General features: G+C 58.9%; 19 protein-coding genes and 2 pseudogenes. 9 read left to right on the top strand and 12 right to left on the bottom strand.

Features of this window, described 5'->3' with window-relative positions:
* A partial coding sequence (locus JNC62_RS20270) for a hypothetical protein (RefSeq protein ID WP_374841262.1) occupies nucleotides 1-740 on the bottom strand: 740 nt, incomplete at its 3' end.
* A 218-nt stretch (nucleotides 741-958) separates the two neighbouring features.
* On the opposite strand from JNC62_RS20270, the pseudogene JNC62_RS20265 reads away from it, so the two are divergent.
* Together JNC62_RS20265 and JNC62_RS20260 are read left to right on the top strand one after the other, a co-directional pair.
* Nucleotides 959-1,042 (top strand): annotated as a pseudogene (locus tag JNC62_RS20265) (non-homologous end joining protein Ku); the annotation flags it as partial.
* Between the two features lie 117 nt (nucleotides 1,043-1,159).
* Entirely contained in the window at nucleotides 1,160-2,308 is a 1,149-nt protein-coding gene (locus JNC62_RS20260) for a hypothetical protein (protein WP_374841260.1), read from the top strand.
* Between the two features lie 100 nt (nucleotides 2,309-2,408).
* Here JNC62_RS20260 and JNC62_RS20255 read toward each other — a convergent pair whose 3' ends face one another.
* Genes JNC62_RS20255 through JNC62_RS20245 form a run of 3 tightly spaced genes read right to left on the bottom strand, consistent with a single transcriptional unit; the run spans nucleotide 2,409 to nucleotide 7,856 of the window.
* A complete protein-coding gene (locus JNC62_RS20255; protein ID WP_374841264.1) occupies nucleotides 2,409-5,669 on the bottom strand; it encodes an error-prone DNA polymerase in 3,261 nt (1,086 codons plus the stop codon).
* Nucleotides 5,666-7,180, bottom strand: coding sequence for a DUF6504 family protein (locus JNC62_RS20250; RefSeq protein ID WP_374841258.1), 1,515 nt, complete (start codon nucleotides 7,178-7,180; stop codon nucleotides 5,666-5,668). Before JNC62_RS20250 ends, JNC62_RS20255 begins: the two co-directional genes overlap by 4 nt.
* Nucleotides 7,098-7,856, bottom strand: coding sequence for an ImuA family protein (locus JNC62_RS20245; RefSeq protein WP_374841256.1), 759 nt, complete (start codon nucleotides 7,854-7,856; stop codon nucleotides 7,098-7,100). The genes JNC62_RS20250 and JNC62_RS20245 overlap by 83 nt, the downstream gene beginning before the upstream one ends.
* A gap of 231 nt (nucleotides 7,857-8,087) precedes the next feature.
* On the opposite strand from JNC62_RS20245, the gene JNC62_RS20240 reads away from it, so the two are divergent.
* The 3 genes from JNC62_RS20240 (at nucleotide 8,088) to JNC62_RS20230 (ending at nucleotide 9,843) form a co-directional block, all read left to right on the top strand.
* The gene (locus tag JNC62_RS20240) at nucleotides 8,088-8,213 is read left to right on the top strand and encodes a hypothetical protein (protein WP_374841254.1); all 126 of its coding nucleotides are present in this window, start codon (nucleotides 8,088-8,090) and stop codon (nucleotides 8,211-8,213) included.
* Between the two features lie 404 nt (nucleotides 8,214-8,617).
* The gene (locus JNC62_RS20235) at nucleotides 8,618-9,154 is read left to right on the top strand and encodes a hypothetical protein (protein WP_374841253.1); all 537 of its coding nucleotides are present in this window, start codon (nucleotides 8,618-8,620) and stop codon (nucleotides 9,152-9,154) included.
* Nucleotides 9,154-9,843, top strand: coding sequence for a GAD-like domain-containing protein (locus tag JNC62_RS20230; RefSeq protein ID WP_374841252.1), 690 nt, complete (start codon nucleotides 9,154-9,156; stop codon nucleotides 9,841-9,843). Before JNC62_RS20235 ends, JNC62_RS20230 begins: the two co-directional genes overlap by 1 nt.
* Before the next feature lie 50 nt (nucleotides 9,844-9,893).
* Here the strand turns inward: JNC62_RS20230 and JNC62_RS20225 are convergent, their stop codons facing one another.
* From JNC62_RS20225 to JNC62_RS20215, 3 genes are read right to left on the bottom strand one after another with little or no spacing between them, the layout of a single operon-like run.
* A complete protein-coding gene (locus JNC62_RS20225; RefSeq protein WP_374841250.1) occupies nucleotides 9,894-10,325 on the bottom strand; it encodes a hypothetical protein in 432 nt (143 codons plus the stop codon).
* Entirely contained in the window at nucleotides 10,326-10,817 is a 492-nt protein-coding gene (locus tag JNC62_RS20220) for a hypothetical protein (protein WP_374841248.1), read from the bottom strand.
* Between the two features lie 16 nt (nucleotides 10,818-10,833).
* Entirely contained in the window at nucleotides 10,834-11,187 is a 354-nt protein-coding gene (locus JNC62_RS20215) for a EutQ-related cupin domain-containing protein (RefSeq protein ID WP_374841246.1), read from the bottom strand.
* Between the two features lie 74 nt (nucleotides 11,188-11,261).
* Between JNC62_RS20215 and JNC62_RS20210 the strand changes: the two genes are divergently transcribed.
* Together JNC62_RS20210 and JNC62_RS20205 are read left to right on the top strand one after the other, a co-directional pair.
* Complete coding sequence (locus JNC62_RS20210; protein WP_374841244.1) at nucleotides 11,262-11,588, top strand: hypothetical protein; 327 nt, start codon at nucleotides 11,262-11,264, stop codon at nucleotides 11,586-11,588.
* Nucleotides 11,589-11,737: 149 nt separating this feature from the next.
* Nucleotides 11,738-13,111: a COG3904 family protein gene (locus tag JNC62_RS20205; protein ID WP_374841243.1), complete on the top strand. Its 1,374-nt coding sequence runs from the start codon at nucleotides 11,738-11,740 to the stop codon at nucleotides 13,109-13,111.
* 31 nt (nucleotides 13,112-13,142) lie between these two features.
* Here JNC62_RS20205 and JNC62_RS20200 read toward each other — a convergent pair whose 3' ends face one another.
* The 5 genes from JNC62_RS20200 to JNC62_RS20180 all read right to left on the bottom strand — a co-directional run bounded on the left by JNC62_RS20200 (nucleotide 13,143) and on the right by JNC62_RS20180 (nucleotide 21,833).
* Nucleotides 13,143-14,372 carry a COG3904 family protein gene (locus tag JNC62_RS20200; RefSeq protein WP_374841241.1) on the bottom strand — a complete coding sequence of 410 codons (1,230 nt, stop codon included), beginning with the start codon at nucleotides 14,370-14,372 and terminating at the stop codon, nucleotides 13,143-13,145.
* Nucleotides 14,369-14,875 carry a hypothetical protein gene (locus JNC62_RS20195; RefSeq protein ID WP_374841239.1) on the bottom strand — a complete coding sequence of 169 codons (507 nt, stop codon included), beginning with the start codon at nucleotides 14,873-14,875 and terminating at the stop codon, nucleotides 14,369-14,371. Before JNC62_RS20195 ends, JNC62_RS20200 begins: the two co-directional genes overlap by 4 nt.
* A gap of 12 nt (nucleotides 14,876-14,887) precedes the next feature.
* The gene (locus tag JNC62_RS20190; RefSeq protein ID WP_374841237.1) at nucleotides 14,888-17,161 is read right to left on the bottom strand and encodes a hypothetical protein; all 2,274 of its coding nucleotides are present in this window, start codon (nucleotides 17,159-17,161) and stop codon (nucleotides 14,888-14,890) included.
* Nucleotides 17,162-17,366: 205 nt separating this feature from the next.
* On the bottom strand, nucleotides 17,367-18,143 hold the full coding sequence (locus tag JNC62_RS20185) for an NYN domain-containing protein (protein WP_374841235.1): 777 nt from the start codon (nucleotides 18,141-18,143) through the stop codon (nucleotides 17,367-17,369).
* A 192-nt stretch (nucleotides 18,144-18,335) separates the two neighbouring features.
* Nucleotides 18,336-21,833, bottom strand: a complete 3,498-nt coding sequence (locus JNC62_RS20180; protein WP_374841233.1) for an AAA domain-containing protein — start codon at nucleotides 21,831-21,833, stop codon at nucleotides 18,336-18,338.
* 263 nt (nucleotides 21,834-22,096) lie between these two features.
* On the opposite strand from JNC62_RS20180, the gene JNC62_RS20175 reads away from it, so the two are divergent.
* Entirely contained in the window at nucleotides 22,097-23,512 is a 1,416-nt protein-coding gene (locus tag JNC62_RS20175; protein WP_374841232.1) for a hypothetical protein, read from the top strand.
* A gap of 227 nt (nucleotides 23,513-23,739) precedes the next feature.
* A pseudogene (locus JNC62_RS20170) lies at nucleotides 23,740-24,427 on the top strand (hypothetical protein); the annotation flags it as partial.

The raw sequence follows: 24,427 nt of genomic DNA, 5'->3' as shown, positions 1-24,427 counted from the left end.
TAAATCAACCCGCAAACCGAGCCGGAAACTCCAATCTTCGGAAGTCCCAAAAGTCTCAGATCATTCGACGACGGACAAATTTCCTCTTCCCTGCTTGGCATGCCGGAGCCACACCGATCGAAATTCCAATCAGGTCGAAGGCAAGTGCGATTAGCCGAGGTGGCATTCACGGGCACAAAAAACTCGCGTGCGATGAACCGATCGACGCGCTCGAGGTCATCCAACAGTCGTTGTGCCTTTGTTCTCAAGACTTCGTCGAGAATGTGGAAGTTTGATGACTGCAAGCGACTCCGCGCGCGCCCGAGGAATTGATCGTGCTCAAAAAATACAGCGTGATCAGAAGCGAGCCCTTCCAGGATGAAGTCGATCCGATCCTCGGGGAAATCCGTCTGAAATGCTTCTAAGAGAGGTTTATCATGTTCTCGAATCCGGGTCGTTTGCAGCTGCGTCCGCAAACCGTCTGCCCGAAACGCAAACAGGTGGTACAGCAGACCCAATGCGACCAGTAGCACACCCCAGCCTACAACTGTCGGCGGATCAATATCGAGGTCAAGATAGCGCTTGAGTGCTGCTCGCAAAGGAGGTTCCCAAAACGGGCCGATGCTTAGCGCCATACCGCCCCCGACAACCAACCAGGCAAGGCGGTTGTGCGGTGCTCCCCTGATTAGGGGCCAGACTCGCTCGAAGACGGCCAGGCCGCGTGCGATAACGCCATCTATAAATGCAAGTAATTTTGACAAAACGGGAGACCTTCCATTCCGCACCTAAAAACGGCCATTAGAACGAAGTCGCGAATCTTACTAGGGAGAATTGTTCGTTTTTGATCTGCCTAGCTCGAGCTATCTAAACCCGCATCTTACTCAATCGTGTTCTGCAGCCTTTCGGTCGACCAGCATGACGCTTCGACAAAATTGGAGATCATGTATCCCCAGCTCGTCGTTGATACCTTTCGCCGGAATATGCTCGCGGAGAAAACGACTCCGTGATCCTTACCGATGACGATGTTGAAAACGTCGCTCTCGACACCGTCACGACAATCAACTGATTAATGGGTTACGCCAGAAGAGCCGCAAGAGTGGCTCGATCCCGCCACCCACGCCTCAATAAACACAATCCACGAATTCAGACCGACGCCGGCGAACGTATACTGTGTGTAGTCATGTTCGTTTATCCGGTAGTGTCTCGGGCAGTGGAGTCATTCAATCAAGGGAAGTCCGTGCCAAATTTCTGTAGTTTTATGATTTTTGAATCTTCCCAGACAGAGCTGGTCGGTCGCATGTGCAAGGAAGCAGAATGGGACGTCCGTTTCATTCCGGACCCGTCCACGCGCTTTCAGTTTTATCCTGAAGGTGGGGTTTGCGAATTGTCGAACACCAACTTTGTAGCCAAATACGGAGGACTTCGGGATGGTGCTGCCTACGGACAGCTATTGGTAATACAAGCTGGTGAAGCGGACGCGACCAACATCGTGAATCTGATCCAAGCCTCGAGCGACGTCCAAGAGGGGTTTCCGGACGCTACCGTACACTCTTCGGTCCTTGAGATTCCAGATGACCCCTCGGAACAGGTATCCCTTTTCGAGAACGTCTTCAAAAAACCTGGTTTCTTTGAACGATTTTCATTCAAAGCAGAGCGACCTATTGCCGTCGCAATGGCAACTAGAGCGTGGGCCGATAGACGGACATCGTACGCAATCCATAAGCTTTCGCGAAGCTACCAGACCGAGGCGGTAACACCGTGGTCACTGCACCCTCGACGTGGTCAGATTTTCGATAAGCACTCAAATCTGCTGAGTGACCACGTCACTTCATCAATAGCTATTAACCTCGCATATTCGGCAATCGAAGAACTCGATCTCGGCATCAAATCGAGCGTTAAAAAGCCTCGTTGGATCGACAATGCCTCGCACACTTGGAACCCTGACGTTCTGCAAGATATCGAAAGCCGCTTGGAGCAGGTGGGAATAACGCCGGACAGAGGGCTTGAATGGATAATCCGCGGCGAGCCTACTGAGGTTGTGATGGAACCAGTTCGACCGCAGTTAAGATGCCAGACGGCCGACGAAATCGTCAGAGACGTTAGATATACTTTCCCTGACGCGATTCACGCATGCAGCTTTCTCCGCAATTTCAAGACGGCTCACGCCTTCTCGCGAGATACTCCTCGCATCGGCCCATATGAAGTCTACAACGTCCAGCAGGTAGCACGATCCTTGATTCTGTCGAAATGCGGTCTGTGGGGTGTCAGCGCCGCCAACCTTAGAGAGCAATTGAACCGCATAATCATGGGCGTTGGCGAGAATCCATAAGCGCGGGAGTTGTATCCCTTCTCTGCCATCTGTCGCTCAGTGCAAGGCACAGGTGACCGCGCTAAACAATCGCGCACCATCGTTAGGCGACATGAGGAACTCAGTGAAAATTCCGCGATTTAATTTTCAGCGTATCGATGTGCAAATCGGGAACGTATATGTCCCTGGCCTGCACCGCAGGTTTCGGATTGTCCCGCGGGTCGGGCCCGCCACCATGCTTGACCTGGTCACCCCGGCCATGGGGGAGCGGGAAATCCCCGCCGCGGTCCCCAAGGCTGGATAGGTCGGCCGAAAAATCGAACAGGCGCTGCGCCACCAAATGCACGACCTCGCCTTCCCGCTGTATCTTGCCATGGATGCCCATCATCGAGGCCGTCATCAGAATCCTCCGCTGGCGCTCGAATAGGCTCGGCCAGACGACGGCGTTCACGATCCCGGTCTCGTCTTCCAACGTGAGGAACATCACGCCCTTGGCCGAACCCGGGCGCTGCCTGACGAGGACAAGACCTGCTGTCCAGAGCCACCGACCGTCACGCTCGCCCATCGCCTCTGCGCACGTGATAATCCGCTTGGCTGCCAGGTCCGAACGTAGGAACGACATCGGATGCGCCCTTAGGGTCAGCCCAGTGTGGGAATAGTCCTCGACAACTTCCCTGCCCTCCGTCATCGATTTCAGGATGACCTCGGGTTCCTGCGTTTCCGAGATAGTACGGGCCTCGCGCTCGGCGGCGGCTGCCCACAGTTCCAGTGGCTCATCGCGCAGCGCTTTGATGTCCCATAGCGCCTGACGGCGTTCCAGTTTCAGGGACGGCAGGAATGCGTCCGCTTCCGCAAGCTTCACCAGGCTTGCCGTCGGCACGCCAGAACGCCTCCACAAGTCGTCTGCGCTCTCGAAGGGTTGATCCGCGCGGGCAAGGACGATCCGCGCGGCGTCGTTCTGCGACAGCCCCTTAACGACGCGCATCCCGAGACGGACAGCAAAACGGTCCGTGTCACCGATCCGCTCCATCGTACAGTCCCATCGCGAGGCATTCACGCAAACGGGACGCACCTCCACGCCGTGCTGTCTGGCATCGGTGACGATCTGGGCCACCGAATAGAATCCCATCGGCTGGCTGTTGACGAGAGCGGCGCAAAAGACATCCGGATGCCAGCACTTCACCCAGGATGACGCATAGGCGATCAGGGCAAAGGAGGCCGCGTGACTTTCGGGAAAGCCGTAGCTCCCGAAGCCTTCGAGCTGCGTGAAGGTCCGCTCGGCGAATTCGGCCGTGTAGCCGTTCTTCACCATGCCGCTCACGAGCTTGTCCTTGAACTTCGAGACCCCGCCCGTGAACTTAAACGTGGCCATGGCACGCCTGAGCTGGTCCGCCTCGCCCGCAGAGAACCCGGCGCAGACCATGGCCACCTTCATCGCCGACTCTTGAAAAAGCGGGACCCCGAGGGTTTTACCGAGAACGGCTTCGAGTTCCGGCGTCGGATATTCGACTTTCTCCTTCCCTTCTCTCCGCCTGAGATATGGATGGACCATGTCGCCCTGGATTGGACCGGGCCTCACGATCGCCACCTGCACCACTAAATCGTAATATGTCCTCGGTTTCAGCCGCGGTAGCATCGCCATCTGCGCTCTCGACTCGATCTGGAACGTGCCAAGCGTGTCGGCACGCCGGATCATCGCATAGGTCTTCTGGTCCTCCTGCGGAATGTCGGCCAGCCCCATTGGTGACGCCTTGTACTCGGCCAGCAATTCGAACGATCTCGCCATGCACGACAGCATGCCCAACGCCAGGACATCGACTTTCATAAATTTCAAGGCCTCGATGTCGTCCTTGTCCCACTCGACGACCTGGCGGTCATCCATGGCGGCCGGCTCTATCGGCACCAGGTCGTCGAGGCGATCCTGCGTGAGTACGAAACCGCCGGGATGCTGGCCGAGATGGCGTGGCGCGCCCATGAGCTGGCCTGCAAGATCGAGGGCGAGCTGGAGGCGATAGTCCGACGCGTTCATGTTGTTTTCGCGGAGCTGCTTCTCACCCACGCCGTCTTTGGACCAGCCCCAGATGCCCGAGGACAATTGGCCGATGAGGTCTTCGGGAAGGCCGAGGGCTTTACCGACGTCCCGCAGCGCGCCCTTGGCACGGTAGCGCGTGACGGTCGAGCATAGGGCGGACCTCGAGCGGCCGTAGGTCTCGTAAATCCACTGGATGACCTCCTCGCGGCGTGAGTGCTCGAAGTCCACGTCGATGTCCGGTGGCTCGTCCCGCTCCATGCTGACGAAGCGCTCGAACAGGAGGTCGGAGGTTTCCGGGTTGATCGACGTGATGCCCAGGCAATAGCACACCGCGGAGTTGGCAGCCGACCCCCGCCCCTGGCACAGGATATTCTTCGACCTTGCGAACCTGACGATGCTGTAGACGGTCAGGAAATACGGGGCGTACTTCATGACGCGGATCAATTCGAGTTCGTGCAGGATGGCCTTGCGTACCTTGTCCGGGATTCCCTCCGGATATCGGTCGGCCGCCCCTTCCCAGGCGAACTTCGTGAGCGACTGCTGGGCATCTAACCCCGGCACGATGGCTTCGTCGGGATACTGATACTGGAGTTCGGACATGTCGAACTTACAGCGATTGACGATCTCGCGTGTCCGCGCCAGCGCCTCGGGATACTCGGCGAACAGGCGGTGCATTTCCTCGGGTGGCTTGAGAAACCGGTCGGCGTGACGCTCGCGGTCATAGCCGACATCGTCGATCGTCGTGCGGTTTCGAATACAGGTCACGATGTCCTGGAGTTGCCGACGACCGGGGTCGTGGAACAGGACGTCATTGGTAACGACCGTCTTGACCCTGTGCCGGATGGCCATGTTCGAGAGGTTGTGCAGACGCAGTCGGTCGTTCGGTCGGCGGCGAAGACAGAGGCTCACGTACGCCCGATCACCGAATACGGCGGCGATCTTGCGTAACTGTCCCGCGCAGATATCGTCGGCTTCGTCTGGAACAAGGACAGCAATCAGGCCCTCGCTGTATGCTTCAACGTCTGCGAGATCGAGGATGCACTTGCCCTTGCCTCCTCGAGATTTCCCAAGCGACAGCAGGCGGGTCAGTCGCGAGTATGCAGGGCGATCCGTTGGGTAGACGAGGATCGACATGCCATCAGCGAGATCAAGACGGCAGCCGACGACAATGCGGACCTTCGTCGTCTTGGCGGCTTCCCATGCTCGGACGATCCCCGCAAGGCTGTTGCGGTCCACGACCCCGAGTGCATCGATGCCGAGTTCGACCGCTCGCGCGAACAGTTCCTCGGCACTCGACGCGCCGCGCAGGAACGAGAAGTGCGTGGTGACCTGGAGCTCGGCGTACCTCATCCGAAGACCCCATGGATATACCAGAGGTGTGATCCGGTCTCCAGATCGACACCGTCGCCCGCGCGATACACCCAATACCGCTCGCCCTGTTCGTCTTCGACGACGAAGTAATCGCGGACGGCCTGCATCTCCTTGGGCCGACGCCACCATTCTCCGAATATCCGTTCCGGCCCATCCGCCCGCTTCACGCGCCGCCGCTTGCCGCGCCAGGTGAAGACCGCAGGCGGCTGGTCAGGTAGGAGCGCGGTGACATCGATGCGTTCGGGATGGGCGAAGAGGCGCGAGGGCCTCGGCCATTTCACGGCCCAATCGGCCCCGGTCTCCGGCGCGGTGGGCGCGATCCGCATGACGGAACGCTCGGGCACGTCGGACGCGACAGGCGACAGGCGATACAGGCGCTGCCCGCGGTTTGCGAGGACATCGATGACGGGCGTGATGTCGACAACGTCCTCCTCGATCAACGAAGACGCGACCTGCCTTTCTTCAAGGGGTTCGGTCATGACGGCGACGAGGTCCAGACGCTCGATGCCGAAGCCCGGGTCGATCTTTTCGATGCGGTCACAGAGCAGCTTCGACAGGCGAGTGGGATCGCGCACGGGCTTGGCAAGGCCAGCCCGCAGGCACTGGCGGGTGTTGTCGACGCGATGGATCACGAGATCGGATCGGCGCACACCCAGGCCGCGCTGCTCGAGTTCGGCGGTCAGTTGTCCAACGAGGCGGCGGACATACTTCTCGATCGTCTCCGCCGCCCCGATGGGCTCCTGAAAATTTTTCGAGACCACGACGAGGTCGGGTGTTCGCAGCGGCTCGATCGGTTCCGCCACTCGCCCGAACAACTGGTCCAACCGCCTCCCCGGCTCGGGGCCGAACCGAAGGGTCAGCGGTGCGCGCGGCATCGCGGACAGTTCACCGACCGTTTCCACGCCAAGGACACGTAGCCCCTGAATCGTATCCGGCGGCAACCGAAGGCAATGGATTGGCAGGCCGACAACGGCTTTCGCCACCCCGCCCGAAGGAATGACGGTGGTCTCGGCGGTCGACAGTCGCGCGATCGCATGTGCCGCGCCCCAGGTGTCGGCCACCGCTGCCCTCGCCGTCAGGCCACGCCCGCGAAGCATGTTCACAAGCCCTGTGATCATCATCTCCTCGCCGCCACGCAGGTGGTCTGCGCCCTCGGTATCCATAACGATGCCATCCGTGCCATCGACAGCGACGACCGGGCTGTATTGTCGGAGAGCCCAGAGAGCCAGGCGCTCGAGAGCGGCGGCATCCGCGACGGGGTCGGCATCCATCATCGTCAGGCCAGCGATGACGGCTTGGGCCTTGCTCGCCGACATACCGATACGCAGGCCGACTTTCCGCGCCGCCGTGTCGGCGGCGGAAACCCATCGCTTCGATCCCGACCGCGATATGACGACGAGAGGCTGATCAGCTGGCACGGCTCCCTCTCCATGACGACGTATCCGGTCGGTCGGCAGAAACGGGAAGTAGACAGATACGACCCTGGACATCGGGGGCTCCTATTTCGAACTCGGCACACTCACCCGCCTTCACGCGCATCAGTTCCGCAAGCCACCTCGCCCTGCCTACGCCCGCGACTGGCAGCGGCTCCGACGGCAGAACGCTGACGCGCCACCTTGTCGTCGAGGCCGTTGGATTTCCGTAATCGGAAGCCTCGGTTTGTCGCCGCCAACGCCTGACGACGAGCCCCATGGTCCCGGTCTTCTCGGCTGCAAGATGAAGGCGTCGGGACGCTGTCATCGGTAACCGCACCAGTTCCCCGACAACGGCCGCGAAGCCGCCGAACGACAGACCTTCTTCCATGGAAGCCAGGACATCTTCGTCCTTGTCGCCTTCGCAATAAACAACGCGGTCAGGGTGCAGTCCCGCTTGCGAGACGGATGGGGCGAAGAGATCAGGACGAGTCAGGCACCAAAGGACCTTCCCCTTGGCCCGCGCGGCTATTCCCGCGGCGAACAGGGCGGCGGCTGCGCCATCGACAGTACCGGAACCGCCGCCTGCTATCTCGTGAAGCGCTCCGCAAACAAGGCCTCCACCAGGAAGGCGGTCGTCGATATCCGGAACGCCGAAGGGCAGGACCACGGCCTTGCGCGCCGAGCCGCCCTCAAGGTGGGCGATGCGTTCGCGTAAATCATCGATAAGCCGGGAAGTCCGGGCGTGCGACATCGATCACGGACCTCCTCGGTTCGCGTTGAAAGCGGGCCTCATGCCCAAGAATGTTGATGTTCTCTATCTGTTCCTATAGAGAGACCGAGTCAAGCCGGCTCGAAACGCCCTTTTTGGGGCTGGGGATTATCCAGCAGGCCGAAATGGTAGATGAATCAGGACTCTAATCATTTCGCGTAAGTGACCGGCGCAATTGAATATTTTTTTCGCCAACGATGGGAAAGCCTGCGAGTGAATAGCACCTTGGCCAACATGCGCTCCCATATCGCGGAGAAGCACCCCACCATCGGCGCGCTCCACGGCGGAAACGTGGAGGCTTCGACCTACGTCCACAATTGGCTGAACGTCGATGCCTGACACTCCAACGTTGCGCACGCTCAAGGGCGAATTCATCGCCGTCGAATGCAAATCCTGCTGCCTGTACGGGAGGATGGAACGGAAAGCGCTCGTCGCGAAGTTCAAGGCGAGCGTTACGCTTTCACGGCTGAGACGATCGGTGGTCGGTCGATGCGAGAAGATGTGTGAGGGCGGAGTAGACCGATGCGATGCCCGGCTGAGCGTCTGCGCACCCGAGGATCAAACTCAGAAGCCTGGCAGACGGTTGCGTTGAAGTCGAAACGGGCTCAGTTTGCGATCTGCATAACGGGAGAACCCAGTGAAACGGAAACCAGCAAGATCGCAATCCGCCGACAAGGCCAGGCCTTCGCTGGGATCGGCGCTGGACGAGGTCGGGTTGAAGGTCCGCCCGCGCAGGATCGTCAATGCTGGCGACCGCCATCCGCCTCTTCGTCACGGCCCGCTCCTCAGCAGGGACGGAAAGTCCGGATGACGTTTTGCCGTCAGTACACTTCACCAAGGCTACGCCGATGACCGTCTGGAAAGGCGTTGATGTCTTTTTCGCGCGAGGAGCGACAGTTGATCTCGCCTGCGGTTCCATTTTCGCCGTCACGGGAATACCACGCGGGAATTTCTGGGACGGGGAAACGGACGACATCGGCGACCTGCTCTCGACATCGACCGGGGAAGGCTGGTGCGTGTATTGGCCAACCGAGTTCCCGGAGTTCCCGACCAAGCTCGACGTGAACCTTCCGCGAATGGATGATCTTGTCCCGATGTTGACGAAAATCCGTGAATTGGCGGGCCACGACTTGGCCGTTCCCGACGATGGCAGTCCGAACCCGTTCCAGTACATCCTGTTTTCCGGAGACGGGACGACAAGGACCGTTTTCCTGCCAGCCGGGTCGCATGGTGCCGACGACCAGATTGATCCGCCCGCATCCAGAGGCAGTGATCGCTGATGACGGAGATATCGCCGCTCTTCCAGAACGCGCTTCAGGCCTTCGGGGAACCCAGGGACGGGAAGAAGCCTCAGGCGGAATTCATCGCGTCGGCTAGGGGTCGTATTCCGGACAGCCTTGTGGACTTCTGGGTGGCGTACGGCTGGGGTATCTGGCTGGACGGTTACTTCCAGCTCTGTGATCCTGCTCGATACCGACCGATCCTCGAGACGATCCTCGAAGGCGATCCGGACTTCAACGCGTCTCGAAGCCATGTCATCGGGTTTTCAGCGTTCGGGAGCTTGCTCGTTTGGAACGAGGACCACAGGGTCATGGACATCGACATGCTCTATCGAAGGATAACCTGCCGCGCCTTTTTCAAGGGCGCGGCCACCAAGGCCGATACCGCGGTCGCCATTGCGATCGGCAATGTGAACGACGCCGCATACGATCCGCCCGACAAGGTGGGCAAGCCTGTATTCAAGCGCGTGAGATCGATATGCGGCCAACTCGACTTCGGGGAGATATACCGTCCGAAACTCGAACCGGCGTTGGGCGGAGTGATCGAGGCAGAGAGCTTCCAGCGAGTAAGCGCATTGGAAGCCATGGCGATTGCGGCGCAGCTCGAGCCATTCACCCTGTTCGACAGCACCAAGCCCACCGTGCCGGCAGTCCGAAGGATTGGCCGGGGAAACGGTGGCTCAGCGTGAGGCGCTCGAGAGCCTGAATCGCGGCGGAACCAGCGCGCTAAAGGCCGCTCCTACATCGACATCCACAACAGCAACGGCTTATCCTCCGCATGCGCCTGGACAGCGAGCTTTTGAAGCTGTGCCAATAGGCGTTCCGCGACATCAGACGTCAGCCCTCGGTTCTCGGCTTCTTCGCCCTTGGCCCACGCGTCCGCGACGGCCGGGATGTCGGAAGACCCGATAGAGGCTATGCTGTCCCGAAGGCCGACAGGCAAAACGTAGAGCCAAGGCCCCTCCGTTTCATCGGCCGAAGCCGCAGGCGTTTGTTCATCGATTGCGGTAGCTTCGATCGGTCTCTTCAGTGCCAATGCCAGATCGGCAAGGACCAGCAAATCCAGTCCAGTGGTCTCGAACACTGGCCATCTCTTTGCCCCCGGCCTTTCGGCGATTATCGCGGGCACCTCGGTGGTTGGCGCGACGATGATGTCTGTGAGCACAGCCATTTATTCGCCCCCATTACTGGACGATCGAGGCCAGATTGTCAGATGGATCACATCCGGGTCTGTCGGCCCGCTGATATCCCGAACGCCTTGGTCCTCCATCCAGTCGATCCGCAACCTGCAGTCCGTACTGTCGACAAGAAAAATGGGACCGTTGGGCAACGGGTCAGGTGCGGAGGGACTCGATAACCCGAAGCTTTTCGACGGGAAGCGGACATCGGTGGTCTGGGTCCTCGTCCATGGCTTCCCGCTCATCGGTTCCGTAGGCGAATGCTCCGGCTCGGTGTCGTATATGGCGATATGGATATGCTGGTTCAGGCTGTCCTGTGTGTAGATGACGACGCCTGCGGACACGGTGGCATAACTCTGTTTCTCGATCTCGGCCGTGATCTCGACGGGAGCCTCGAACGCCTCGTCGCCGCGGTCGATCAGGTAGAATTGGCTGTAGTCGGACTGCCAGGCGAACGTGGCCCAGCCGCGTGGTGACAAGAACATCGGCAACAATTCCCGTTCAGCCTTTATGGGCCTCGGCCCAATGTGGATACGTCACGAAAGCCGTGAGAGCGCCTTCGCCTTCGGTCATGATCGTAACCGCCTGCCCTTTCGGCATATAGACAATATCTCCCGGTCCCGCAGTTACCGTGCCATCGGATGTGGAAACGGTTAGCCGCCCCTCGAGGATGATCATCGTGTCGTCCACCTCCATGGTCTCGGTCAACGATTGCCCCGGGGCATAGCGTCCGTATCCGATGGTCACAGGGCCGCCATTTCGTTCGTCTACCAGGTTCCCGACATAGATTTCCGCATCCTGCCCGGGCGACTTGACCATCTTGGCGTCCGAGACGCTGAACTTTTGGACCTTCATCAGTCTGCTCCTATGTTGTCTTCGGACACATAGCGCGGTTGCCAGGCCCGCCAACCACTGCAGACGGAGAAGACATGACCGAGAACACCTGTGCGATCCCGACGCCGGAACAGCGCAAATACCTGGAGATCAGGGAGGCGGCCGAGCGCGCGATGCTCGACAAGGTCTTCAACGCCATCGACGACGCGGCCGCGGAGGTGGCGGACGGTTTCGCGAAAGCGGGCCTCGAGTTCGAGCCGACCAGTCGCGACTACTTCACGTTCGCAACCCAACAGGTTCTGTTCGTCCGCCTGTGTGGCGGTGATCCTGACACGCTGAAGGGCGGCGATCCCGAAGTCGGCCAGCGTATCGTGAACAACGGGCAGCACATCATCGATCACTACTGGCGGGAGCCGAAATAAGGATCGAACCAATCAACCGAAACTTCACCGCAATGAAGTAGGAAGTAAGATAAACAGAGTGAACAGGGGTTCGACCCGATCAGGCCGAGGGGACATACGGCGGATCGATGACGCGACCTCTACGGGAGGGGCAGATGGGGAAACCGTACATGTCATCGTGGCAGGTTTGTTTGCCGTGGATGGCCATTGTCGGACTGGTATTCTTTCAGGCAGGTGCGGCTTCCGGTGCTGAAATAAGGAAGTCCTCGAAAGAGACGTGTGTTCTTTCGCTCGAAGGGGAAATCGTCCCAGGTGACTTTTCCCGCCTAGTCGAAATCGCCGCTAAGGAATTTCTCGGTGTCGACGGCGAGAGTTCGGCGCGAGACACGATCTGTTTGAACAGTCCGGGAGGGAACGTCACCGAGGGCGTTAAACTCGCTGAGTTCTTCTACAAGAACGGCGTTGGAACGGTCATCGACGAAGGTGCGGAATGCTACTCCATGTGCGCCATCATGTTCATGATGGGAATTGCACAGGGACCCGAGGTGACCTTCGTCAATCGTAAGCTCCACATCACCGGCAAGCTCGGTTTTCATCGCCCGTATCTGGCGCTGAAGGAAGAAAGCCTGGTCAGTACAAAAGTGCTGGCGGTCGCACATGACGTTGCCTTGGAGGATATGAGCAAGATCATGTTGCTCGCCAACAATCTGGTCCCTTGGTCAAATTCGACGATGATGCGCCCTGATCTAATTCAGGAGATGCTGCGACACATCGGCAACGACTTCTTCTACATCGATACCGTCGAGAAAGCTGGCCGCTTCGAAATCGAACTTATAGGCCTTCCAGAACAATCCACCCCACCCGAAGAACGCGCGTACTATGCGTGCGAGAATTCCTTCCACTGGCAAGTTGGCCTGATGAAGGACCCCGTCGATGCTCGAAAATTCACGAAATCCGTCACGCAAGACGAGTCTGTCGTCAAACTCCTGAAGACCTCAGATGGCACCGGATACTATTCGGTGACGAGTAGCGATGCCGGGTATTCCGAAGCGGGATGCGTGATAGCGGTCAATGGAAACAGCCTGCAGGGTTGCGGCTACAATGGAATGTACAACGTCCTGCTGGGTCAAGGACAATGCACAGTCGATAACTTCGCCGACCGGAGTTGGGGGATCAACCAACTCGCTTCATACCGACCCGGCCTCACTCTCAAAGAACTCGGCGGAGCGGCTGCCAGTGAGGATGCCGCATCCCCACGGCCGATTATCGGTGCGAAAGCGTCCGCCACGTGCGCGGTCTTCAGTACGAATGGCGAAAGGGAGATCGAACCCTGTGAAGCTACTCTGAACATCAATGTCATCGTAGATAGTCGACGATCCGACCGCTACGAATTCGTATGGCCAACAGGAAACAAAACCATTCTCGCACGCGATGGCGACTTCTTCACGATAAACGGCAAGCCATCCATTCCTTACGCCGACGATGGATATACGCTGTGCGCGCTTAACAGCGAGACACGGAACCGCTTCTGCTTCAAACTGTAACAGCGCCTCAGACCCACGCCGTACTGGGGACTCACCGAGGAGTGACCGCCTGCTCGGACTTGCGATAGGATTCGAGTTGCCTCGTCACGTCGTCCAGCTTCGTGTGTGGCGGGACGAGGTCAATCGCGCGCATCATATCGTCAACCCAGTCACCTGTCGAAAGCGCGATCGTGGTCGGGGATGAGGTGAAGTCCCAGAGGTCGCCCCTTCCCTTCAGTTCCGAGAACAGCTCTTCGATGGTCCCTGCTGCTTTATAGAATGTCGTCGGCCCTGTCGTGCCTGGCGAGAATAGGCACCACACGAAGCGATCACCGTCCTTGGTCTTGGCGATCGGCATGTAGGCAAGCCATGTTGAAACCGTCCCCTGCCCGATCTCGCGAACGCCGAACGCGATCGCGTCCTCACCGTTCTCCATCAACTGGGAGCCTTCGATAAACTCCTCGAGCGAAGACAACGCAATCTGGTAGCCGTCGGAACTGCTTCTCCGCCCGAGATGGTAGTAGCGGTTGACACATCCGTTCAGGATCATTGAATGCGAGAACGGATATCCATCCCGGATTTGGTATGAGAAATCATTGTAAATGATGCCAAGAACACGGACCGAATCCACGTCGTCGGCCATATACATCTCGTCACGGCCTGGAGCGAGCAAGCGAGGCAACTCGGCTGGAACGAGATGGAGGCGATCCGCGACCGCTACCAATCGCGCGATACCCAGAACCGCCGCCCTGTAGGCGTCCTCGACAAGGGCTGCGTCGTAACTCCCCTCGGCAACGGAGAGATACGGCGCGTGAAATCCCAGCTTCGCTCCCTTCTCGATCGTGCGCGACGGCTTCTGATCGGGGAGAGGATCATCGTCTCCGACGGGCGTTGGGTCTTTCGGAAGATCGACGCCCCCCAGAAAGGCGACGGCGCAGGCCGAATAGCAGGCGTCCGTCTCCCGTACTACGGTGGCGAGACCGAGCCGGCGGAACGCCAAGGCGAGGTTTAGTCCCTCGTGATAATCGCCGCCGGGACTATCCAGTGCGATGACAATCCGTCGCCAAGGGTCCTGCTGAACGGAGATATCAGCATCCACCAATGCTTGCTTCACACGAGCAGTGTCGCCCTCGACAATTTCGGCCTCGAGCCTGAAGCGTGCCTCCGGACCGAACTGCCCGTTCGTAATCCCTTCGAACTCAACGTCGGCGGCGTGGGAGCTTACCGGAGCCGTCAGGCCTAAGCATGCAAGTACGATGGCGACGGAAAGGCGACGGATCATTCAGCGACACCGGGGCAAAGCTCCTGGAAGACGCTAAAAGCGGTCGGGTAGCCAGAGGCCGATGAACCGTCGAGTATCTCGCCCGTTTTCACGCTGCGCACGACATAGTCAGCCATGAGATCATCGGACCTCGACTTGCCCTCAAAGACATATCCCTCACCGTAGACATCGGTCCAGGTGCCCTTTTTGCAGTTCGCCGTTACCCTATCGCCGACCTTTACCGATGCCATCGTCCGTTTGACGCAGGCCATCGAATAATCCTGCTCGTATTCAACGCAGAACGCCTTGGCGTCCTTTGGCGTGTGCTTGATCATGATAACGGCCTTTGACGTACCGATCCCGGATTTGGAGACGGTCGTCACGTGCATGCCGGCACGCGAGCCGTAGTAGATCGAGTGATCGTCCTGCGCCCGCGCGGGAATGATAGACAACGTTGCCGCTGCGCCTGCTGCGGCGACCAACAACATCATCCTGGACCTCGCCACCCCGATCAACGCCTGCATGCAATACCTCCATTAGCCCGCACTGGGCAGCTTCGATTTCAACACGGACCATGCGTCCGAGACCTTCCTGCCAGCGGATGCGGCTTTCGATGGCTCGGACCCAAGCACCTTCAAAAGGTCCGCCAACTCCGCCTCGACCGCGAGAGGGTGAACCTTGGCCGAATCCATTGCAGCGAGGCAGACTCGTGCCTTCGCTGGCTGACTGAGTGTCGGAATTGCCGTCTCGATATCGTACGCGACTTCAACTAGGGATACGATGTCGTCCGCGAAGCGTGCGTCGATCCAATCGTTGATCTCGGGCAGCGTGCCGGGAACGGCGGATTTCTTCGCCTCGAGCATCGCGATCTTGGCCTGAACAGCCGCAAGGAGCGCGGTACGAAACCGCTCGGTGGACGCGTCGAGGTCGGCAAGCCATTCGGAAGACAGCAGTCGCGTCGCCTGCTCTCTCGTCCAGCCCGCGCCGACCAGCGCACTGACACCCCCGACACCGCTGAGGACCAGAGCCCCAGCCGGGCCGAAAGCCATCAGGCCGATTGCCTTGCCCGACAGTGCGCCAATGGCGGAAAGTCCACCTTTAACGCTTGCATCCATCACGACCGAGAACGGAAGGTCCGACAGGGGCATGCGGCCGCGCCAGACACTGTGAAGGTTTCGCGCCGAGGAAACCGCCATGGCTAAGAACGGGACGTTCAGGTCGCCCAACGCCTCGGCGGCCTCGAGCGAGGTTGTCATGACGAGGTCGGCGATCTCGCGATCAAATCCATCGACATAGAAGACGAGTTTCGCCCATTCCTCACCGCTGTTGATCACCGCCTCCGCCAATTCGGCATTGGCGTACACAGGCATGTCGGGATACTTGGCGAAATGCGTTCGCAGACCGTCGAGGCCCTGCAGGCATTTCACCTGAAACGGGACACCGTCCACGAGGAGATCAAAACCCGCATTGTTCGAGGTCTCCGGAAAACTGACCACGTGGCCGACTTCCGAAAGACGGGCGGCGACTAGCTGTTCGGAGACATAACCGCGCAGGTTATTGCCTGCTCCCGCCGCGGCTGCCTCGCTCATCGATCCGACGCGCTCGGCAAACACACCGAACTTGAAGATATCGCCGAGGTCTTCCGATCGCGAGAAATCGGCCGCGGCGAGCACCATGGGATCGATGGATACCGCGTTGTAGAGCATGTCACCCGCTGACAGAACCGTTACAGCAGCCATTTCCAACGCATCGCCACGGTTCCTCGAGAGTACGCCCGCAAGCAGGTTGCTTTGCCGCTCGGAGGCGAGCGGTCCAGTCTTCAGGTCACCGAGTGCATATGGCAACCGCCCTCCCGTCGCCTTTGCGATAGCTGCGTTGCGAAGCATGTTTTCGGCCATAGTGGACGAGGATACCGACGCCAGGTCGGCTCTGGCCGCGGTCCGGAAATCGTTCAATACGACCGCCAGGCCGTCCCGTTCTGCCGACAGACCACGAAGGGACAGCTGGACCGAGACGATGGCGGCGAGCTTGGCAGCCTGCCCGCCGTTCACGTAGTTGTTCGCCAGGTACCCGATGCCGAGGACTGCGGGGACACTGAAAAGCGGGTTCGCGAGCATGAAGAGCGTCGACACCACGGCTGGCCCGCTCATGAACGGGATAAACGCCGACGCCTGGGCAGCGAGGATGTAGGCACTGAACCCGGCCAGGTTCACGCCCATGCCAATGGAGAACGCCGCAGTCCCGGTGGCGAGCACGGTAAAGGCTGCCCGATCTCCTGCCGTCAGGGCATCGCGCATGGCGTCATCCCGCAGTTCGGGTGGCAGGCTTCGAATATGGTCACGGACACGCTGTCCAAGTGCGCTAGCCAGTTCTTCCGGAATCTCACCGGATGTCGCCGCCTCGGCCACGGCCTTGGCGACGAGTTGCGCCTGCTCGGCGACCAGGGAAGCGAAATCCTGGTGTGACCGACCGCGTAGCGCCTTCACTGCCTGCCAGGCTTTCTGGATGCCCGTCTGCGATGCATTCTCGCTGTCGTCGGCGACAGGAACGGACATCACCGACGATGCCTTGTGTGCCACACCCGCGCCAACCGAGTTGGCCCGTCTTGAAGACAACGGAAGGGTAGTGTTGAGGTCGAGGGCCTCCGCGATCCTGATCCACAGGCGAATCCGCAGCGCCCGGTCTGGGGTATCTGACGCAAACAGTTCGTCGGCGGCGAGTTTTAGCCGGCGGGCGAAAGCCGTGGCATCTGACGACTCGGCATTCTTCTGGAAGCGGGACAACATATCGCTGACGCGGTCCATGGACATGGACAACAGCGTTGTGGCCTCGAAGCTTGCGATGAGATTGCACAGTTCGCGACGATCAAGCGCCCCGAGACCCGCGAAAATCGTCCATGGCGGTACGTACAATTCTTTCCCCCTCAAGCACCCACATTTTCATGCCGGATTGCTTACGGGTTGTCTAATGATTTCCGAGAGTTGTCGCAGCCTTATCCTGTCCGAACGGATCGTGTTATCGGCCGTTCTTCAGCTTCACGGTCACGACCTTGTTCTGCCCGCCTACACGTTCCACCTCGAGTATGCCGGAAGCCTCCGCCAGATCGCTGAGCCTCGCGTACCCGTAGTTTCTGGCGTCGAAATCGGCTGACTGCTTCGACAGGTGCGCACCGACACGCGCGAGGTGGGCACGGCCATCATCATCCGCCGACGCTTCCACCGCCTTGCGGAGCATCGCTAAGGCAGCCTTGTCCAGCTTGCCGCTTGCGGCTACGCCCTGCGAGGCCGCGCCCTTGTCCGCCTCCGGCTTTACCGTCTTTGGCGTGGATGCCGCCTTTTCCGGGGATGGTTCGGCAACCCCTCCCCCAAGCACATCGACATAGACGAACTTGTCGCACGCAGTGATGAACGGCCTCGGCGTCTTGCGCTCGCCGAAGCCGTAGACCGTCACACCCTGTTCCCGGATACGCGCGGCCAGCCTTGCGAAGTCGCTGTCGCTGGATACGATACAGAAGCCCGAGAAGCGCCCCGTGTACAGCAGGTCCATGGCGTCGATGATCATCGCGCCGTCGGTGGCGTTCTTCCCCGACGTATATGCGAACTGTTGGACGGGTTGGATAGAATGCTCGAGCAGGCATTCTTTCCAACCGTTGAGGTTCGGCTTCGTCCAGTCCCCGTAGATGCGCTTGACGCTGGCAGTCCCGTATGTGGCGATCTCCGCCAGAAGTCCAGAGATGACTTTCGGTGACGCGTTATCTCCGTCGATCAGGAGCGCGAGTGTGTCTGCTGCCATATGCGGGTCTCCAAGGTTACAACACAGCGTAACCCGGAAACTCCTGTGCCGATACATTCAATGGTTTTGGACCTGACGGAGGCATTCGCCCATTTTCAGCACGACAGGCGCGATGACGCAGCGTCGTTCGGCGGTGTCGACCCTCTTCGCCACCCTGTCCAGCATTTCGATCAGGAAGAGCGTTCCTTGCCATCAATTTCTCGGGAGGAAGCGATCCAGCGTAGCGAAATGCCCCGCTGCCCTCCAATTCGCCCGGTTCCCGATGACATAGAGAGTCGTCTTTGCTCGGGTTACAGCAACGTTCAAAAGGTTCGGTCGGCCTCCAGCCCAAGCCCTCGCGCCAGTCTGTGAAGGCAGAGGAGCGCCGAGGACGAAGAACACCATTCCCGCCTCCCTGCCCTGTACTGTGTGGACCGTCCCGACCCGCTTGAATACCCAGTCTGAGGGGTCATCCACCCAACCGTTCAACACGCCGCTCGCCACGATCTCGCTACGCAGATTGTCCTGCACGATTACGAACGGTGTCACCACGTAGAAGTCTGGCGCATGTCCGCCGCCGCGCAACTTCCGGAGCATGTCGATCAGAACAGCCCCCTCGTCCGGTGACCATTTGTCGGTGGATGACTGGCTTACGACGTCCACCCAGGCGGAGCGGCCGAGAGTGTGGTTGTCGGGTGTCAGTCGTTTTGCCTGAACCATGAGGTTGGCATATGCGATCTCGTTTGAGATATCGAACATCGGGCTATTGCACCGTCGGTGTACCAGTAGCGGCGCTCCGACATCGCGATAGCCACTTCCGGACGGAAAACGAGCGCAGTAGACACTGGCCGCATCAGCCAATGTCTGCACCGACGCCTCCGGAGCATTGAACCGAAGCGGATCGACGCCAAAATACCCGCAGACCTTTTCGGTGAAACTGTTTGGCAATGTGACGACAGGTTCGATTTGCAGCGGGTCACCAACGACGATCGACCGCTTGGTTCGCATCATCGCGCCGACCGCGGCCTGTGGAACAGCCTGTCCTGCCTCGTCCACCAGGAGCCACCCCAAGGTCTCCGGCGGGACCCGGGAGAACATGCGGTGTACCGAGGCGAAGGTAGTGGAGATCAGCGGCACGACAAGAAAGAACGTTGCCCACATCTCGGCTATCAGCGCATCCTTCTCCGGTGATCCCAGAGTACGTGTCCCGAAGCTTTCCATGAAAATTGCAAGGTTCTGCCGAAGCCGATCCGCTGCGCTGTCAATGAAGGCACGATGTAGGAGGACGGCCTCCTCGAACACCTTGTCACGCAAGATGTTGGTGTTCCTGTCAAACCAGACATTGAGCAGATGTATTTCGTCGTGCGGCCGAGCAAAAAAATCGGCGTTGGGGATGGCGGCTCCGAGCATGGCGGTCGCTCTGCCCACGAGTCCTTCTAAATTGGCCCGTTCGATGTTTAGCTCCGCGACCTTTGTCGCTAGCTCGCCCGCGGCTTGTTTCGTGCGCTTGATCTCGATGCCGAGACTATCTGCCTGTAGCTTGAGGGAAGCCATGGCGTCTCGCTTGGACTTTTCCGATGCCACCAAGTCTCGGTGCCTATTCTCCCACTCCCTAAATGGCGAGGTCTTGAGTAACCGAGCGAAGAACCCCGGGCGCAAGCTTTCATGTTGCCTGAGCTGACCGACGGCTCCGTCGAGGTCCTGCTTTTGCTTCCGCGCGAGCTCCATGACCGACGCGAGTTGGCCTTCGAGATCACTGATCCTTTCCTCGGCCGCCCGACGCTTCCCAACCGCCTCCTGATATTGACCCGCTATTTCGGTCAGGCGCTCCATCTGCGCGTGAACCTTTTGGATATCTGCCTGCCGAACCTCGAAAGCGGCCTTGGCCTTACGAAACCGTCCTCGTGCGACTTCCCATCGCGAGGCCGCCTCTTGCGCACTCCTCGGCGGAAGCTCGCGCTCGACGACGGCTCGAAGTCGGCGGATTGGCGGGCCGTCCTCCCGTGGGATCGTCACGTACTGCGGTTGGCCACTGGCGTGGTTGAGGTAGGTGGAGAAGCCGTTCTCCTCGTTACGCCAAAATTCCTGGGAGAACAGGAAGCGGTTCTCGGACTTCCCGAGAACCGCGGCGATAACGCCCCAGGTGTCTCGCTTGAGCACATTGTCCGAGACCGACTGAAAATAACGTAGGCCAACCGCATCGGAAGCGATCGATCCGAGCGACGGCAACTCCTCGCTGACGTTCTCAACCGCCTTGTTGTTAGTGGACGCGACGATCATCTCGAAACCTTTCAGGCGGTTATCGAGGCGATGGATCGTCAGTCTGGCACCATTTCGAATGACGCTCGTTCTTGTCGGTTCGAGGGCCTGTATAGGCCTGTCAAAAGTTGCCATGACGCTTGCGCGCTCAACGACACGCGCGGCGACAACGTCCCGCAGCAACGTGGTTTTGCCTGTGCCCGGCGGTCCGTTCACACCTAGAATACCGGTGGACATTCGGTCGGAGCCTGTGGCGTTGACCGCCGCCTGCTGGAGAAGCGCCAGCGGGTGGCGACCGTCGCCGGGCCACCTCCCTATGGGTGTCATGCTGGGTTGAAGAAGGTCGCGAAGACCTGCGGTGTTCTCGAAAAGGTCGGTCCGCGTGCTGGGGGTGTTGATTCCAAGATAGTGCGAGAGCGCACGGGGAACGCGGTTTCCTTCGACAAGTGCGCGAGCTTCTGCCAAATCCTCGAGGTAGAAGGAGTTCATGAGGTTGGGTTCTGGCGGGCTCTTGTTCCCGATCCATTCGTAGCGCTTGACCGCCAAATACGGTTCCTTGACCTCCAATACCGACAACTCGAGGACGTTATACAGCCATTTGAAAACGCTCTGTATGTGCGTCTTCGTCAGGGGAATGATTTCATTGTCCCGATTTCGCTGGATCAGTTTCTCTCGAAAGGCCGCAGTGAGCGCTCTTTCTTGCCTGGTCCAGTCGCCGAGTTTCCGGAGGTCGCCTTTCAGCGCGACAGGGACACCCCATGCGAAGCTAGATATGGCTGCACTGCCGTCTTCCTCGAGGGGTATACCCTCCTTGTCCAGGATCACGCTGGCAATCGGACTGAAGCCCTTCATAGACGGGCGCTCCGGCCTACTATCGGAATAGACCTTCAATAGACTTTCAAGCGCGGGAGCCATCGCGATGGTGCCGAGATACACCTCGAAATAGAGACGCTTGTTAGGTCGAGACCTCTGGCTGATTTCCCATGGAAGGTCGCGGTTGTGGAACATCGCCAAACAGTTCCTGTCTGGAACGATGTCCGTTTCTTTCTTGAACCCCTGTGGAGAAAGGACCTCGAGCGCGGTCCAAGCGCTGAGAATGTCTGACGCCTTGTTGAGCACGGGCGGCAATTGAACAGCGGGCGGTGGTGACTGGGGCGTTTGCGCACGGACAGTCGGAGCCCCGACATCGAAAGAGAGTTGCGTCGATTTAGACCGGGTAGGCTCCGAAACGGGGCGCGTAGGCTTGGGCTTCGCCGTGGCAGCGATTGCATCAGATTGTGACCGCCCGGAACGAGCGCTGAATATGCGCTTTTTCAGCGCCTCGGCTTTCTGCGTGGTCCGAAAGCCGAGTTCTTCCGTAATCAATCTGACCGTCTTGTCGTCCTGGTTGCTATTCTCATAGATCGCCTCGAGTTCGACGATCGACTTCGATAGGTATGGACGTTTCGACATTCAGACAACCTGTTGCAATATCTGAGCCATTGGCGGCAATTCACTATTCAACCAGTGTGATACGCAATTCAACCGGCGCAGACGGGCCGTATTGAAAACAACCATGTTTTCCGCGCCGAAATGCCAGTCTAACGACTTCCAGACGAGGTAAATGATGTCGTGGGGGCGATCGGAGGTTGCGGTTCAAGGCATTCTTTCGCAGTCCTGCGTTGACAATATCCGATCCCAACTGCCAGCATGGTTTCTCGTTCAGAGCGGTAGACATGAAGCAGATCACAGTCGGCGTAGATACCAACGTCCTCCTCCACTACGGCCAAATTAAACGCCTTGATTGGCGGAAAATCTTCGAGGATGTCACGCGCCTCCGCATTCTCGTTGCGCGGCAGGTGCAGCGGGAGATGGACGAGCAGAAAGACCGAGGAAAAGGTTACATCCAGACCCGGGCGAAGGAATATCAGCGCCTGCTTTTGGAATCCGAGACGAAAGACTACGCCGTCACGTTCGACTGCAATGGTGTTGATGTGACGCTCGAGTTCCTTCGCCACACTCGTAACAGCGATCTCGACGGCGACCTTTTTGATCTGACGTCGCCAGACCAGAAGATCGCCGCAGAATATCATCGAGCCTCAAGCGGAACCCCGGACCTTGTCGTTTTTGCCAACGATACGGGCACGATCATGGCCGCCAAGGACGCCAGGATGCTCACAGGTCGCCCGGAGCCCGCTTGGAAGCGCGTCGAACCCGAAGACGAAGCTGTCAAACAGCTACGCGAAGAGAACACCGCCTTGAAGCGCCAGGTGGGCGCTTTGCCGAAAGTGGAGTTCTCCAACTACCATGCGGAAATCGTCCAGCGAGTACCGATTGGATTTGCGGAAGGTTTTGACCCCCATGCATATCTGAAAGACCTCGATAGACGCATAGCGACGACGACTTATCTTGCGTCGGCAGATGACCTTATCCGAATGCACGGGCTTGAAGCACGTGACCCATTTGGCCTGAAATTGCCGTCGTTCGACCGCACGAAACTGACCGAGCGAGACGTGTCCAAGTATGAAGAGGAACTCGCAGAGTTCGATCGGTTCTTCCAGAATATGGGACCCAAGCGGTTTCTCGCATCCTTGCAGACCCTCGCCACGCCATACATCGTTCACGTCGATGTCTCGAATACCGGAACAGCGATGGAGGAGCGTGTATGCGTGGAGCTTACGACGCACAGGAACTGCGCGTTTCCGTCTGAGACCGACTATCGTTACGACAACAACTGGGGTCTTTCGAAACCCGACGAACCGACGCCCATGTTGTCATTGCTACCTGCCATCGACCAATTTCACGGACTTCGCGACAGAAGCACGCCCGATCATGTCTTCGGCGAACCGGAACAGTGCGAACGAGGGTATCGGTACAGGTGCAGATCAATCCTCCACGGTCACCTGGCTAGGGTCGGCGCGGTGATTGCGCACGATGAAGGCGGAGAGAGCGATCCCACCGAACTTATGGTGTCGATAAGCGCGATGAAGCTGGTCGAACCGATCATTCGGAAGATGACCTTTCGCCGGGAATTCACGCACGTCGATGGGAACGACATCGACGAGCTGATCGCGACGCGCACGACGCTGATGTACGACGAGCAGGCCGACATTTTGGAAAAGGCCGTCCGGGCAAAGCAGGGCGCTGAGTAGCGATGCCGCCCTCGATCCAAATCCCGATACCCGCACCACAAGAGAGAGATTGATGCGATTTCAACTTTAGATTAGACCACCTTTAGGGTCGTTAGGTGGGGTAGATCACTCTTGGGATTGCTGCCGGCATTGCCATGTCGGCATCTGCGTCCGATACTTTTCATGGGTTCTGGTAGAAGTCGTTTGCAACGGCGAATGGGGGGAGCGTGACACGAGTTTGGAGGCAGATGCTGGAGCTCAAACTCCGGAGAAGCAGCGGACAGGCGTTCCAGGACTTTCTAGCGGAGTTTATGGGACGAGTGTATCCAGGCGATTTCGTTGCCGTGAGAGCGCAAGGCAGCCTTGGTGACGGCGGGATGGACGGATATCTGAATAGCACGGAAACCCTCTACCAGTGCTACGGCGCTCGAAACGGGGCGGTGACGGAAGTAAGGGACGTCTGCAAAAAGATGGTCGATGACTTCCATACGGCGCGGCGCACGACGCCACGAATGAAAGAATGGCTGTTCACGCACAATCTGATGGATTGCCCGAGGCTTATGCTCGACACGATCGATAAGATCAAATTGCTAGCTGCCGAACACGGCATCAAAGTCGGTCTTTTCGACATAAACATGTTTCGACAACTCCTGCCGCGCTTGAGCGAAGACGATCTCGAAGACCTCATCGGGATACGTGTTTTCAGTGACGCCGATCGTGAGAGACTACCAAAGACCGTTTCCGACATCTTTGCCGGCATAGTGAGCGCTATGGATCAAGACCTGCCCGCTCTAGCAGAGGTCGGCGAAGTCCCGTTGGATAAGTTGGAGTACAACGAAATACCGGTCCGTTGGCGGAACTGTCCGTCGTCGAATGATCTGAGACTTTTGGGACTTCCGAAGATTGGAGTTTCCGGCTCGGTTTGCGGGTTGATTT

Origin of the sequence: Mycoplana ramosa, assembly GCF_041930185.1 — a bacterium.
Lineage (GTDB): Bacteria > Pseudomonadota > Alphaproteobacteria > Rhizobiales > Rhizobiaceae > Mycoplana > Mycoplana ramosa.
This window is presented reverse-complemented; position numbering and strand designations above follow the sequence as displayed.

Coding starts and splice junctions, on each gene's coding strand:
- JNC62_RS20260 (WP_374841260.1), top strand. CDS start 1,160: ATGTTCGTTTATCCGGTAGTGTCTCGGGCAGTGGAGTCATTCAATCAA.
- JNC62_RS20255 (WP_374841264.1), bottom strand. CDS start 5,669: ATGAGGTACGCCGAGCTCCAGGTCACCACGCACTTCTCGTTCCTGCGC.
- JNC62_RS20250 (WP_374841258.1), bottom strand. CDS start 7,180: ATGTCCAGGGTCGTATCTGTCTACTTCCCGTTTCTGCCGACCGACCGG.
- JNC62_RS20245 (WP_374841256.1), bottom strand. CDS start 7,856: ATGTCGCACGCCCGGACTTCCCGGCTTATCGATGATTTACGCGAACGC.
- JNC62_RS20235 (WP_374841253.1), top strand. CDS start 8,618: ATGCTGGCGACCGCCATCCGCCTCTTCGTCACGGCCCGCTCCTCAGCA.
- JNC62_RS20230 (WP_374841252.1), top strand. CDS start 9,154: ATGACGGAGATATCGCCGCTCTTCCAGAACGCGCTTCAGGCCTTCGGG.
- JNC62_RS20225 (WP_374841250.1), bottom strand. CDS start 10,325: ATGGCTGTGCTCACAGACATCATCGTCGCGCCAACCACCGAGGTGCCC.
- JNC62_RS20220 (WP_374841248.1), bottom strand. CDS start 10,817: ATGTTCTTGTCACCACGCGGCTGGGCCACGTTCGCCTGGCAGTCCGAC.
- JNC62_RS20215 (WP_374841246.1), bottom strand. CDS start 11,187: ATGAAGGTCCAAAAGTTCAGCGTCTCGGACGCCAAGATGGTCAAGTCG.
- JNC62_RS20210 (WP_374841244.1), top strand. CDS start 11,262: ATGACCGAGAACACCTGTGCGATCCCGACGCCGGAACAGCGCAAATAC.
- JNC62_RS20205 (WP_374841243.1), top strand. CDS start 11,738: ATGTCATCGTGGCAGGTTTGTTTGCCGTGGATGGCCATTGTCGGACTG.
- JNC62_RS20200 (WP_374841241.1), bottom strand. CDS start 14,372: ATGATCCGTCGCCTTTCCGTCGCCATCGTACTTGCATGCTTAGGCCTG.
- JNC62_RS20195 (WP_374841239.1), bottom strand. CDS start 14,875: ATGCAGGCGTTGATCGGGGTGGCGAGGTCCAGGATGATGTTGTTGGTC.
- JNC62_RS20190 (WP_374841237.1), bottom strand. CDS start 17,161: ATGTCCATGGACCGCGTCAGCGATATGTTGTCCCGCTTCCAGAAGAAT.
- JNC62_RS20185 (WP_374841235.1), bottom strand. CDS start 18,143: ATGGCAGCAGACACACTCGCGCTCCTGATCGACGGAGATAACGCGTCA.
- JNC62_RS20180 (WP_374841233.1), bottom strand. CDS start 21,833: ATGTCGAAACGTCCATACCTATCGAAGTCGATCGTCGAACTCGAGGCG.
- JNC62_RS20175 (WP_374841232.1), top strand. CDS start 22,097: ATGAAGCAGATCACAGTCGGCGTAGATACCAACGTCCTCCTCCACTAC.